13 protein-coding genes are annotated in these 13243 nt (G+C 65.6%); all 13 read left to right on the top strand.

What is annotated here, in order from left to right:
- Positions 1-275 precede the first annotated feature (275 nt).
- A complete protein-coding gene (locus AC0KWY_RS11060) occupies positions 276-572 on the top strand; it encodes an HU family DNA-binding protein (protein ID WP_474025550.1) in 297 nt (98 codons plus the stop codon).
- Between the two features lie 58 nt (positions 573-630).
- Positions 631-984 (top strand): hypothetical protein, encoded by a 354-nt coding sequence (locus AC0KWY_RS11055; protein WP_474025549.1) that lies wholly within the window; start codon positions 631-633, stop codon positions 982-984.
- Between the two features lie 72 nt (positions 985-1056).
- Positions 1057-2220: a UbiH/UbiF family hydroxylase gene (locus AC0KWY_RS11050; protein ID WP_474025548.1), complete on the top strand. Its 1164-nt coding sequence runs from the start codon at positions 1057-1059 to the stop codon at positions 2218-2220.
- 9 nt (positions 2221-2229) lie between these two features.
- Positions 2230-2961: a DsbC family protein gene (locus tag AC0KWY_RS11045; RefSeq protein WP_474025547.1), complete on the top strand. Its 732-nt coding sequence runs from the start codon at positions 2230-2232 to the stop codon at positions 2959-2961.
- Positions 2962-3285: 324 nt separating this feature from the next.
- Complete coding sequence (gene mraZ / locus AC0KWY_RS11040; RefSeq protein ID WP_374324476.1) at positions 3286-3732, top strand: division/cell wall cluster transcriptional repressor MraZ; 447 nt, start codon at positions 3286-3288, stop codon at positions 3730-3732.
- On the top strand, positions 3729-4655 hold the full coding sequence (gene rsmH, locus AC0KWY_RS11035; protein WP_474025546.1) for a 16S rRNA (cytosine(1402)-N(4))-methyltransferase RsmH: 927 nt from the start codon (positions 3729-3731) through the stop codon (positions 4653-4655). The genes mraZ and rsmH overlap by 4 nt, the downstream gene beginning before the upstream one ends.
- A complete protein-coding gene (ftsL, locus tag AC0KWY_RS11030; RefSeq protein ID WP_474025545.1) occupies positions 4655-4915 on the top strand; it encodes a cell division protein FtsL in 261 nt (86 codons plus the stop codon). Before rsmH ends, ftsL begins: the two co-directional genes overlap by 1 nt.
- A complete protein-coding gene (locus AC0KWY_RS11025) occupies positions 4915-6663 on the top strand; it encodes a peptidoglycan D,D-transpeptidase FtsI family protein (RefSeq protein ID WP_474025544.1) in 1749 nt (582 codons plus the stop codon). Before ftsL ends, AC0KWY_RS11025 begins: the two co-directional genes overlap by 1 nt.
- Complete coding sequence (locus AC0KWY_RS11020; protein WP_474025543.1) at positions 6660-8135, top strand: UDP-N-acetylmuramoyl-L-alanyl-D-glutamate--2,6-diaminopimelate ligase; 1476 nt, start codon at positions 6660-6662, stop codon at positions 8133-8135. Before AC0KWY_RS11025 ends, AC0KWY_RS11020 begins: the two co-directional genes overlap by 4 nt.
- Positions 8132-9502, top strand: a complete 1371-nt coding sequence (locus tag AC0KWY_RS11015; RefSeq protein WP_474025542.1) for a UDP-N-acetylmuramoyl-tripeptide--D-alanyl-D-alanine ligase — start codon at positions 8132-8134, stop codon at positions 9500-9502. The genes AC0KWY_RS11020 and AC0KWY_RS11015 overlap by 4 nt, the downstream gene beginning before the upstream one ends.
- Positions 9502-10605 carry a phospho-N-acetylmuramoyl-pentapeptide-transferase gene (gene mraY, locus AC0KWY_RS11010; protein WP_474025541.1) on the top strand — a complete coding sequence of 368 codons (1104 nt, stop codon included), beginning with the start codon at positions 9502-9504 and terminating at the stop codon, positions 10603-10605. Before AC0KWY_RS11015 ends, mraY begins: the two co-directional genes overlap by 1 nt.
- A complete protein-coding gene (gene murD, locus AC0KWY_RS11005) occupies positions 10605-11957 on the top strand; it encodes a UDP-N-acetylmuramoyl-L-alanine--D-glutamate ligase (RefSeq protein WP_474025540.1) in 1353 nt (450 codons plus the stop codon). The genes mraY and murD overlap by 1 nt, the downstream gene beginning before the upstream one ends.
- Positions 11957-13117, top strand: a complete 1161-nt coding sequence (gene ftsW, locus AC0KWY_RS11000; protein ID WP_474029717.1) for a putative lipid II flippase FtsW — start codon at positions 11957-11959, stop codon at positions 13115-13117. Before murD ends, ftsW begins: the two co-directional genes overlap by 1 nt.
- The last annotated feature ends 126 nt before the right edge of the window (positions 13118-13243 follow it).

Raw genomic sequence — 13243 nt, 5'->3', positions numbered from 1 at the left:
GGGTTGGGTATGACGACTGGGGTGATCTTAGAACCGGGGTGGCGATTGTTCCAATTGATTGCTTAAATATAGTACATAGTTGAGTGCTATGTGTATTTGTCGTGCCTGCCGCGGCATTTTCCGAGAAACGTATCCCGCATGCAAAAATACCCTTTGAATGGCGCAGATTAAGGCCTGGCGGCCAACACGAAGTGAAAAAGGTGTGCTACTTTAAGTCCGCTGCCGTTCAGACGGCCGGTTTTCTTAACTTGATTGGGTAACTAGGAGGCACTTAGATGAATAAATCCGAGCTGGTCGAAGTTGCTGCACAAGAAGCTGGTATTACCAAGGCCGCCGCAGACAAGGCGTTGTCGGCCATCGTCGGCGCGGTTGTCCAGGCTGTTGCCAAGGGCGAGTCGGTAACGCTCGTTGGATTCGGTACGTTCAAGTCGGCGCCGCGTGCGGCCCGTACCGGCAAGAATCCGAAAACCGGTGCGACCCTGAAGATTCCGGCCACGACCGTGCCGAAATTCACTGCCGGTACGGCCTTCAAGGCTGCCGTCGCCCCGAAAAAGGCCGGCAAGAAAAAATAACCGAGCTCTCACCACATGCGGGGGCCGTCTGTGACGGACTCCGCTTTTTTACTTTGCAATGAACAATCCGAACAGCGATACCCAGATAGAAGAAACCGAGCCTGCCGTCGACGCCGATCTCCCAGAGACCGTCGCGGAAGATCAGCAGCCCGAGTTCCAGCCGCTTGACCTGAAGCGCCGCTTGCGCGAACTGCTGTCGGTTCCCGAGCGAGACCGCAGCGACGAGCAGTGGGACGAGATCATCGAGCTGGAAATCCAGCTGGCGCCCGGTAACCGGATTTCCGGCAGTCCGGTGCCGGGTGGTGGTGGCGGGCAGCCGCGCCATAACGCGCCGCGCCAGAGCAAGCCGGGCAATGCCGCAGTACCGGCGGCGCAGAAGAAGCATCGGCCGCGCTCGAAGAACAATCGTTGACCGCGCCAGGGGGGCAAGCCCGGCGGTGGCGAAGCGGTGTGATCCGCGCCTTGAGTTCTTGCCCGGGCAGGCATGCAGCATTTTGATCTGATCATTGTCGGTGGCGGCCTGGCCGGCGCCAGTCTGGCCGTTGCCCTGCGCGACAGTTCCCTGCGCATCGCCTTGGTCGAAGCACAGCCGCCGCGTCGTCCGGCAGGCTGGGATGCGCGCATCTACGCCGTCAGCCCGGCCAATGTTGCCTTTCTCGATGCGATCGGTGCCTGGCGCCATCTCGATCACCAGCGCATCGCGCCGATTGCGGCGATGAAGGTGTTCGGCGATGCCGGCGGTGCGCTCGAGTTTTCCGCCTTCGAGACCGGGGTTGCCGACCTCGGCTGCATCCTTGAGTCTTCGCTGGTCGCCTGCGAATTATGGGAAGGCCTGAAGCGCCAGTCCAACCTGACGTTGTTTGTGGCGCAGAAGCCGGCGGCGCTCGAATTCCGCGATGAGGTCGCGGTATTGCGGCTGGCCGATGGCGAGGCCTTGTCGGCCGCGCTGCTGGTCGGGGCTGACGGGCGCGATTCCTGGGTCCGCGAGGCAGCCGGCTTGCCGGCGCACAACCGGCACTACGGCGAAAAGGGGGTGGTCGCCAATTTTGCGACCGCCCGGCCGCATCGCAATATCGCCTGGCAGTGGTTTGGCGATGACGGGGTACTGGCTTACCTGCCTTTGCCGGGGCAACAGATGTCCATCGTCTGGTCGGCGCCTGATGCGCTGGCCGACGAGCTGTGCCAACTGTCGCCGGCAGCGTTGTGCGAACGTGTCGAGCGGGCCGGCCACGGTGTGCTCGGCAAGCTGGAACTGCTGACCCCGGCGCAGGCTTTTCCGCTGCGCCTGATGCGGGTGCCGGAGATCGTCGCCCGGCGCCTGGCACTGGTCGGTGATGCCGGCCACGGTATCCACCCGCTGTCGGGGCATGGCATCAACCTGGGTTTCCAGGACGCCGAGGTGCTGGCGAGTCGCCTGCTGGCGGCCAATGCCTGGGAAGACATCGGCGATTTGCGCTTCCTGCAGGGCTATCAGCGGGCCAGGCGCGAGGAAATCGCCTTGTTGCAGACGACCACCGACGCGCTGCGTCGTCTTTTTGCTGCGCCGTCGCCGCTGCTGCGGCCCTTGCGCAATCTGGGACTGAACTTTACGAACCGCTTGCCGGTCGCAAAGAGTGTCCTCGTTCGTTATGCCCTTGGGGGCTTCTAGGAGAGTTTGATGTTGCTGAAGGCCTGGTCCACCGTATTGCTCTTGCTGATCTCGACGGTCTGTTCGGCGAATGAAGCCGAAATCCAGAAGGCCATCGAGTCCCGGCTCGGGGTCAAGGTCGAAAGCGTGACCCGGGCCGGCTATTTCGGTCTGTACGAAATCTACGCCGACGGCAACCTGTTCTACACCGACGAAAAGGTCACGGCGATCCTGATCGGCGGCGACCTGATCCGTTCCCAGCACGCGCTGAACCTGGTCGATCTGAAGACCAACCGCAATATCACCGACGAGCGCCTGCGCAAGCTGACGGCGATCAAGTTCAGCGACCTGCCGCTCGATCGCGCGATCAAGCAGGTGCGCGGCGACGGCAGGCGGGTGCTGGCGACCTTCGAGGATCCCAATTGCGGCTACTGCAAGCGCCTGGCCAAGGACTTGCAGAAGCTGGAAAACGTGACGGTCTATACCTTCCTCTACCCGATCCTGTCCGAGGATTCGCTGAAGAAATCGCGTCAGGTCTGGTGCTCGGCCGACCGTGCCAAGGCCTGGAACGACTGGATCATCGATGGCAAGACGCCGGGCGGCAGGGATAACTGCGACACGTCGGCAATCAAGCAGAACCTGGAATTCGGTCGTCGCCTCAACATCACCGGTACGCCGACGATCATTTTTGCCGATGGCGAACGGGTGCCCGGCGCGGTGCCGCTCAACGTGCTTGAGCAACGGCTGAACCAGCAGAAATAACGGCATTTTCGCGCGCTCGCTGACGAGCGCCGCAGGCGGCACATCGTTCCCCGGAGGGGGGGCGATGTGCCGCTTTTTCATGCCACTTTTGGCGGGGTGGAGATGTCATCGTGATGGCTCGCGGCTGGCTTGCAAAACTTCTAATGTTTAACTTTAACTAACGTTTTTCACGCATTGATTTTTAAGCATTTTTTGCCCAGCATTTTGTCTTGAAAAACCCCGGTAAGTCATTGTTGCGTAAGAAAAAATTCCCCGTTTTTCTATTGACGCCCATCGGGGCATGCCTTAAAGTGGGAAAACGTGTTGAAAAGTGGGTAAACGGGGATGTTCGAGGGGGCTACGGCACTCAGTCTGGATGCGAAAGGGCGGCTTGCCATTCCGGCAAGGCATCGTGACGCCCTCTTGGCAGCCGGCGCCGGGTCGCTGGTCCTGACTGCGCATCCGCATCGTTGCCTGCTGCTTTATCCGGCGCCCGCCTGGCAGCCGATCCGCGACCAGATTCTCAAGGCTTCCAGCCTCGATCCGCGCGCAGCGGCGATCAAGCGGGTGATGGTCGGCAATGCCCGGACCGAAGAACCTGACAGCGCCGGACGCCTGCTGGTCGCTCCCGAGTTGCGCACCTATGCGCAACTGGAAAAGACGGTGTACCTGGTCGGCATGGGCAGCCATTTCGAAATCTGGAGCGAGGCCGGCTGGCAGCAGCAGAACGATCTGGCGGCCGAGGCCCTGACCGGCGATCTGCCGGCGGGACTGGGGGACCTTGTCCTGTGAGTTCCGGCGGCGCCCATGTCACGGTGCTGCTCGAAGAGGCGGTGAATTCCCTGGCAATCAAAAAAGACGGCGTGTACGTGGACGCGACTTTTGGTCGTGGTGGCCACAGTCGCCGCATTCTCGAAGCGCTGGGCGAGAACGGCCGGCTGGTCGCGCTTGATCGCGATCCGCAGGCGATCCGGGCTGGCTCGGCGATTGTCGATGCGCGTTTCGGCCTGGTTCACCGCGCCTTCGGTGAGCTTGCCGAAGCGGCGGTGGAGGCCGGCGTGGCGGCGGTGGATGGGGTGTTGTTTGACGTAGGGGTGTCGTCGCCGCAAATCGACGATGGGGAGCGCGGCTTCAGCTTCCGCCACGATGCGCCGCTCGACATGCGGATGGATACGACGCGCGGCGAGACGGCGGCGGAGTGGCTGGCGCGGGCCGAATTGAAGGAAATAACGGAGGTCATCAGGGATTATGGCGAAGAACGGTTTGCTTTCCAGGTTGCAAAGAAGGTTGTGTCTGCTCGGCTCGAACAGCCCATTGTCACGACAGGGCAGTTCGCTGCCCTCGTACGCGAGGCCGTGCGCACCCGTGAGCCAGGGCAGGACGCGGCGACGCGCAGCTTTCAAGCTCTACGGATTCATATCAATCAAGAGCTCCGCCAGTTGGAGGTAGCCTTGCCGCAGGCCTTCGATCTGCTCAAACCTGGGGGGCGGCTGGTGGTCATCGCCTTTCACTCGCTGGAAGATCGTATCGTCAAGAACTTCATGCGCGCCCAATCGACCGCCGATGCCCTGCCCAAGGGGCTGCCGCTGCGCGCCGATCAGTTGCCGCCGCCGAAGATGCGCCTGGTCGGCAAGGCGATCAAACCCTCGGCTGCCGAAGTGGCGGCCAATCCGCGCGCGCGCAGCGCGGTGATGCGGGTGGCGGAGAAACTGTGATGTTCCGCGTCAACCTCTTCCTGCTCTTCGTCGTCGTCGTCTGTGCGCTGGCCGTGGTCACCGCCCAGCACCGCGGCCGCAAGCTGTTCCAGGCGCTGGAGGCGGAGCAGGAAAAGGTACGGCAGCTGGATATCGAATTCGGCCAGTTGCAAATCGAAATGTCCACCTGGGCGACCCATCCGCGCATCGAGAAAACCGCGCGCGAGCGTCTGCACATGGTGTCGCCGCCCGTTGCGGCGGTGCCGGCGGGGGCGCGCTGATGGTCGTCCGCCGCCGGCCGCAACGCGGTCACCGCTATACCGAAAGTCCGCTGCTGCAACTGGCGCTGCAGGGCTGGCGCTCGCGCATGGTCGGCCTGATCCTGATGGCGGCCTTCCTGGCGCTGCTGCTGCGCGCTTTCTACCTGCAGGTGATCAACAACGATTTCCTGCAGGAAAAGGGCGATTCCCGCTACCTGCGCGATATCGAGATTTCCGCGTCGCGCGGCAAGGTGACCGACCGCCATGGCGACATGCTCGCCGTGTCCACGCCGATGCGCTCGATCTGGGCGATTCCGGCCGATGCCCGGACCATGAGTGCGGAACAGAAGCGCAAGCTGGCGGCGCTGGTCGAACTCAAGCCGCGCGAGCTCGATGCCCGCCTGGCCTCCGAAAAGACCTTCGTCTTCCTGCAGCGCCAGGTACCGCCGCAGGTGGCCGAGCAGGTGCGGGCGCTGAAATTGCCGGGTGTGCATCAGGAGAAGGAATATCGCCGTTACTATCCGTCGGGCGAGATGACTGCGCATCTGGTGGGTTTCACCGGTGTCGACGACAAGGGCCTGGAAGGCGTCGAGCTGGCCTTCCAGCAGTCGCTGCGCGGCCATCCCGGGGCGCGGACGGTGATCCGCGACCGCCGCGGCAACATCATCGAGGATGTCGGCGCCACCCGGCCGCCGCGCGACGGCAACGACATCGCGTTGGCCATCGACGCCAAGATCCAGTATCTGGCCTACAGCCACCTCAAGGCGACGGTCGCCGAACACGAAGCCAAGGGCGGCGGCATCATCGTTCTCGATACGCGTACCGGCGAAGTGCTGGCGCTCGCCAACTGGCCCACCTACAACCCGAACAACCGCGCCAAGCTGTCCGGCGAGCAGTTGCGTAACCGGGCGGTCACCGACACCTTCGAGCCGGGCTCGACCTTGAAGCCGTTTACCGTGGCGCTCGGCCTCGAGCAGGGCAAGTACCGTTACGATTCGATCATCGACTGCGGGCCGGGACGAATCACCGTCGGCCGTTCGGTGATCAGCGATACCCACGCCAATGGCCAGATCACCGTCGCCCAGGTGATCCAGAAATCGTCGAACGTCGGCACCACCAAGATTGCCCTGAGCCTGCCCCGCGAGTCGATGTGGGAAATGTTCGACAGCCTGGGCCTCGGCCGCCAGCCGGCGCTCGGTTTCCCGGGCGAGGCCTCGGGCCGGGTGCGGCCGTGGAAGAACTGGCGGCCGATCGAGCAGGCGACGATGTCCTACGGTCACGGCATCTCCCTCAGCCTGATCCAGCTCGCGCGGGCCTACTCGGTGTTCGCCCGCGACGGCGACCTGGTGCCGGTTTCCCTGCTGCGCGTCGATGCCCCGGTGGTGCGTGGCACGCCGGTGTTCTCGGCGCAGACGGCGCGTGAAATGCGGGCGATGCTGGAACTGGTGGTGCAGCCCGGCGGTACGGCGCCGAAGGCGGCGGTGCCCGGCTACCGGGTCGGCGGCAAGACCGGCACCGCGCACAAGCTGGAAGGCGGCGTGTACGCCAACAAGTACATCGCTTCCTTCGTCGGCGTCGGGCCGATCTCCGATCCCCGGCTGATCGTCGCCGTGATGATCGACGAGCCGAACGGCAAGCAGTATTACGGCGGTCAGATCGCCGGCCCGGTGTTCTCGCAGGTGATGGCCGGCGCCCTGCGCACGCTCGGCGTGCCGCCCGACGCGCCGCTGCAGGTGGCCGCCGCCAGCGACGGAAAGGGGCGCATGTGACGACGCCGCGCGCCCTGCTCGACCAGTTGGAAAGCCTCGGCGTGACGCCGACCGGCGTTGCCGACGACAGTCGCCAGGTGCGGCCGGGCGACCTCTTCCTGGCCTATCCCGGCGATCTCGCCGACGGTCGGCGTTTCATCCCGGATGCCCTGGCGCGCGGTGCGGTGGCCGTCTTCTGGCAGGCTGGCGGCGATTTTGCTTGGCAGCCGGCGTGGCCGGTGCCGCAACTGGAAGTTGCCAACCTGCGCGAACTGGCCGGTCCGCTGGCGCATGCCGTGTACGGTCATCCGAGCGAGGGGCTGTCGCTGATCGCCATCACCGGCACCAACGGCAAGACGACGATCAGCCAGTGCATCGCTCACGCCCATCCGCGTCCATGCGCCATCATCGGCACGCTCGGCGCCGGTTTCCCGGAGCAGTTGGAAGAAACCGGCTTCACGACGCCCGAAGCGACGACGCTGATGCGCTACCTGGCCGATTTCCGCGCCCACAAGGCCGCCGCCTGCGCCCTCGAAGCCAGCTCGATCGGCATTGAGGAAGGGCGGATGAACGGGGCGCGCGTCGATGTCGCGGTGTTCACCAACCTGACCCGCGACCATCTCGACTACCACGGCGACATGGCCGCCTACGCCGCCGCCAAGGAAAAACTCTTTCTCTGGCCGCGGCTGCGCACCGCGGTGATCAACCTCGACGACGAATACGGCATCCACCTGATGCGCGAAACGACGGCAATGCGCGTCATCGGTTATTCGGCGCAGGCACCGCGGCGCGACTTTCCTGCTCTGGTGCGCGCCGAGAATCGTGCCGACACGCCCTGCGGCCAGCGCTTCGATCTCATTCTGCCGAACGGGCGGACCCAGGTCGACACGGCGCTGGTCGGCGCCTACAACGTTTCCAACCTGCTGGCGGTCGCCGCCGTGCTGCACGACGCCGGCGTGATGCCGGCCGAGGTCGGCCGCCGTCTCTCCGAATTGAAACCGCCGCCGGGCCGGATGGAGCGCCTGGGCGGCAGCGGCGAGCCGCTGGTGGTGGTCGATTACGCCCACACCCCGGATGCCCTGCACAACGCCCTGGCCGCGCTGCGGCCGGTGGCCGATGCGCGCGCTGGCCGCCTGGTCGTCGTCTTCGGCTGCGGTGGCGACCGCGATCCGGGCAAGCGTCCGCAAATGGGCGCGGTGGCCGAAGCCGGTGCCGACCGCGTCATCGTCACCAGCGACAACCCGCGCCGCGAGGCGCCGGCGGCGATCATCGCCGACATCGTGCGCGGCATGGCGCAGCCCGAAATCGAAGCCGACCGGGCCGCGGCGATCCGTCTCGCGGTGAGCGGGGCGGATGTCGCCGACGTCGTCCTGCTGGCCGGCAAGGGACATGAAAACTATCAGGAAATCGCCGGCCAACGCCTGCCGTTTTCCGATCTGGCCCAGGCGCGTGCCGCGCTGGCCGGGCGTTCTGCCCCGCAGGAGGAAGCATGATGAACTGGTCCTTATCCCGTGTTGCCGCCGCCGTCGATGGTCGCCTGTGCGGCGCCGACGTCGCGCTGCGCGGCGTGTCCACCGATACCCGGGCGGTCGCTGCCGGTCAGTTGTTCGTCGCCCTGCGCGGCGAGCGCTTCGACGCCCACGATTTCCTCGACGCGGCGGTTGGCGCCGGCGCCGCAGCCTTGCTGGTGGCCGATGAAAGCCGTCTGCCGGCCGGGATGCCGGCCATCGTCGTCGACGACACGCGGCTGGCGCTGGGTCGCCTGGCGCAGGCCTGGCGGGCCGAATTCAAGCTGCCGGTGATCGCCGTCACCGGTTCCAACGGCAAGACGACGACCAAGGAAATGATCGCCGCCATCCTCGCCGCCGCCTTCGGCGACGCCGTGCTGGCAACGCGCGGCAACTTCAACAACGACATCGGCCTGCCGCTGACCCTGCTCGGCCTCAACGCCGGGCATCGGGCGGCGGTGATCGAGATGGGCATGAACCGGCCGGGCGAAATCGGCTACCTGGTCGGCATCGGCGCGCCCAGCGTGGCGCTGGTCACCAACGCCCAGCGTGCCCACCTCGAAGGCATGGGCGATCTCGATGAAGTGGCGCGCGAGAAGGGCAGCATCTTCGCCGCTCTGCCCGCCGACGGCATCGCCGTGATCAATGCCGACGACAGCTACGCCGGGCTGTGGCGCGAAATGGCGGCGCCGCGTCGTGTGCGCAGCTTCGCCATCGACCACCCGGCCGACGTGCGCGGCAACGTATACCAGCACGGCCTGGAAATTTCCCTCGCCCTGACCGCGGCGGAAGGGGCGATCCAGTTCACGCTGGCCATTCCCGGCCGCCACAACGCGCGCAACGCGGTGGCCGCCGCCGCTGCCTGCCTGGCTGCCGGCGTCCCGCTGCCGGCGGTAGCCGAGGGCCTGGCCGCTTTCGCCGGCGTCAAGGGCCGACTGCAGCGGCGCGCCGGCCGCAACGGCGCCGAGATTCTCGACGACACCTACAACGCCAACCCGGATTCGGTACGCGCCGGCATCGACGTGCTGGCCGCGACCATCGGTCGCAAGGTGCTGGTGCTTGGCGACATGGGCGAGATCGGCGAGGCCAGCGGCCAGTACCACGACGAGATCGGCGGTTACGCCAAGAGCCAGGGTGTGGACCGCCTGTTCGCGCTCGGTGAGGCGAGCCAGCAGGCGGTACGCAATTTCGGCGAGGGCGCCCGCCACTTCTGCCACATCGACAAGCTGCTGGCTGCCGTCGACAAGGAACTGGGTCCGGATACCACCGTGCTGGTCAAGGGCTCGCGCTTCATGAAAATGGAACGGGTGGCCGATGCGCTCGCTGTCGCCGCTACCGGGGAGAACCACTGATGCTTCTGGAACTTGCCCAATGGCTGGCGCAGGACGTTCGCTTCTTCAAGGTCTTCAACTACATCACGCTGCGCACCGTGCTGGCGATGATGACCGCGCTGATCATTTCCTTCCTCGCCGGCCCCGGCGTCATCCGCTGGCTGGCGGCCAAGAAGATCGGCCAGGCGGTGCGTACCGACGGCCCGCAGACCCACCTCGTCAAGTCGGGAACGCCGACCATGGGCGGCGTGTTGATCCTGATCGCGATCGGCATCACCACCCTGTTGTGGGGCGATCTGTCCAACAAGTACGTGTGGACCGTGCTCGTCGTCACGCTCGGCTTCGGCATCGTCGGCTGGTACGACGACTGGAAGAAGGTCGTCTACCGCGATCCGAACGGGCTGGCCAGCCGCTGGAAGTTCTTCTGGCAGTCGGTGCTCGGCGCCGGCGCCGCCCTCTTCCTCGCCTTCTCGGCGACGTCGACGGCGCAGACCGAACTGATCGTGCCCTTCTTCAAGAGCATCGCCTATCCGCTCGGCATCGTCGGCTTCATCGTCCTGACCTATTTCGTCATCGTCGGCACCAGCAACGCGGTGAACCTGACCGACGGCCTCGACGGTCTGGCGATCATGCCGACGGTGATGATCGCCTCGGCCTTCGCCATCTTCGCTTACGTCACCGGTAACGCGGTGTATGCCAAGTACCTGCTGATTCCCTACGTGCCGGGCGCCGGCGAGCTGTGCATCCTGCTCGGTGCGATTGCCGGCGCCGGGCTCGGCTTCCTGTGGTTCAACGCCTACCCGGCCGAAGTGTTCATGGGCGACGTCGGCGCGCTGGCGCTCGGTGCCGCGCTCGGCACGGTTGCCGTCATCGTCCGCCAGGAAATTGTCCTCTTCATCATGGGCGGCGTTTTCGTCGTCGAGACGCTGTCGGTGATGCTGCAGGTGTCGTGGTTCAAGTACACCAAGAAGAAATACGGCGAGGGCCGGCGCATCCTGCGCATGGCGCCGCTGCACCACCATTTCGAACAAACCGGCTGGAAGGAGACGCAGGTTGTCGTCCGCTTCTGGATCATCACCATCATGCTGGTCCTGATCGGGCTGGCGACCTTGAAGCTGCGCTGATGGAACTGACGGGCAAACGCGTTCTAGTGATCGGACTCGGCGAGTCCGGACTGGCGATGGCCAAATGGCTGCATCGCCAGGGCGCGTTTGTGCGGGTTGCCGATTCGCGCGACAACCCGCCCAACGTCGAAGCGCTGCAGAGCGTCGCGCCCGGCGCCGAACTGCTCGCTGGCGCCTTTTCCGCTACCACCTTCGCCGGTTGCGAGGTGGTCGCCCTGTCGCCGGGCGTCGCCAAGGCGACGCCGGCGATTGCCGGCTGCGGTCTGCCGCTGATCTCGGAAATCGAACTGTTCGCCGCCGGCGTGCGCGAGCAGGTGGCGGACTCGCAGATCGTCGCCATCACCGGCAGCAACGGCAAGACCACCACCACTGCGCTGACCGCCCACCTGCTCAACGGCGCCGGCGTGCCGGCAATCGCCTGCGGCAACATCTCGCCGTCGGCGCTCGACGCGCTGATGGACGCGCAGGATGCCGGCCACCTGCCCGCCGTCTGGGTCGTCGAGCTGTCGAGCTTCCAGCTGGAAACGACGCATCACCTGAATGCGGCGGCGGCGACCGTGTTGAACATCTCCGAGGATCACCTCGACCGCTACGACGGTAGCCTGGCCAATTACGCCGCCGCCAAGTCGCGCGTCTTCCAGGGCAAGGGGACGATGATCCTCAACCGCGACGACGACTGGTCGATGGCCAACGGCCGTTGCGGGCGCAAGATGGTCACCTTCGGCCTGTCGCCGGCGCCGCGGGCGGTCGATTACGGTTACGTCGACGGCGCCATCGTGCGCGGCAAGGAAGTCCTGGTCGCCGCTGCCGACTTGCAGCTCGCCGGACTGCACAACGTCGCCAACGCGATGGCGGCGCTGGCGCTGGCTGAGGCGGTCGGGGTTGCGCCGCAACGCCTGGTTGAACCGCTGAGGGAATTCCGCGGCTTGCCGCACCGGGTGGAAACAGTGGCCGAGATCGGCGGCGTCGTCTATGTCGACGATTCCAAGGGTACCAACGTCGGCGCCACGCTGGCGGCGATCGAGGGCATGGGGCGCAAGGTCGCCATCGTCCTCGGCGGCGACGGCAAGGGGCAGGACTTTTCGCCGCTGAAGGCGGCGCTTGCCGCGCACGGCCGGGCAGTGGCGTTGATCGGCCGCGACGCGGCGGCGATCGGCATGGCCATCGAAGGCTGCGGCGTGCCGACCGCCATCGTCGGCGACATGGCCGGCGCCGTCCGCTGGCTGGCCGCCCGCGCCGAAGTCGGCGACTGCGTGCTGCTGTCGCCGGCTTGCGCCAGCCTCGACATGTACCGCAACTACGCGCACCGGGCGCAGGCCTTCATCGATGCCGTCGGGGAGCTGCAGCCGTGATGCTCGCCTCGCTCAATTCGCCGCGCCAGCAACTGGCGGAAATCGACCACGCCCTGCTCTGGTCGGCGCTGCTGCTGCTGCTCGGTGGCTTGGTGATGGTCTATTCGGCATCGATCGCCACCGCCGAGGCCGGCCGCTTCACCAACCACCAGCCGGCCTACTACCTGATCCGCCACGCGATTTTCCTGTGCATCGGCCTGGTTGCCGCCGCGGTGGCTTTCCAGTTGCCGTTGACCGCCTGGCAGAAGTACGCGCCCATCCTCTTCCTGGTCGGCGTCGTGCTGCTGGCGATCGTCCTCATTCCCGGCATCGGTCGCGACGTCAATGGCGCCCGCCGCTGGCTGCCGCTCGGCTTCGCCAACCTGCAGCCGTCCGAGTTGATGAAACTGTTCGCCGTGCTCTACGCCGCCGACTACACGATGCGCAAGATCAACGTCATGCACGACCTGAAGCAGGCCTTCCTGCCGATGTTCGGCGCCATGGCGCTGGTCGGCATCCTGCTGCTCAAGGAGCCGGACTTCGGCGCCTTCGTCGTCATCATCTCGATCGCCATGGGCATCCTCTTCCTCGGCGGCCTCAAAGCGCGCATGTTCGTGCTGCTGATCGTCGGCCTGCTGATCGCCTTCGCGATCATGATCATCGTCTCGCCCTACCGGCGCGACCGCATCTTCGGCTTCATGGACCCCTGGTCGGATGCCTTCGGCCGCGGCTACCAGCTGTCGCATTCGCTGATCGCCTTCGGCCGTGGCGAACTGTTCGGCGTCGGTCTCGGCGCCAGCGTCGAGAAGCTGTTCTACCTGCCGGAAGCGCATACCGACTTCCTGCTCGCGGTGATTGCCGAGGAACTCGGCTTCGTCGGCGTCCTGACGGTAATCGGCCTGTTCGCCGTACTGGTCCAGCGCGCTTTCGCCATCGGCCGCCAGTGCGTGCAGCTCGACCGCCTCTACCCGGCGCTGGTGGCGATGGGCATCGGCATCTGGCTCGGTGTCCAGTCCTTCATCAACATGGGCGTCAACGTCGGCCTCCTGCCGACCAAGGGCCTGACCCTGCCGCTGATGAGCTTCGGCGGCTCGGGCATCCTCGCCAACTGCGTGGCGCTGGCCATTCTCCTGCGGGTGGATTGGGAGAACAGGCAATTGATGCGCGGAGGCAAGTTATGAAACCCAAAGCCCGAATCCATCAATTGCCTGTTCCGTCGCAGGCTAACTTGCGCAGCAAGTTAAGCGCGCAGCGCGGCCGGAGACAAAACAGGCTGTGGCAAACCGCAGGCGCTACATGCGAAGGGG

Source organism: Azonexus sp. MM2026_4 (assembly GCF_055901855.1).
This window is presented reverse-complemented; position numbering and strand designations above follow the sequence as displayed.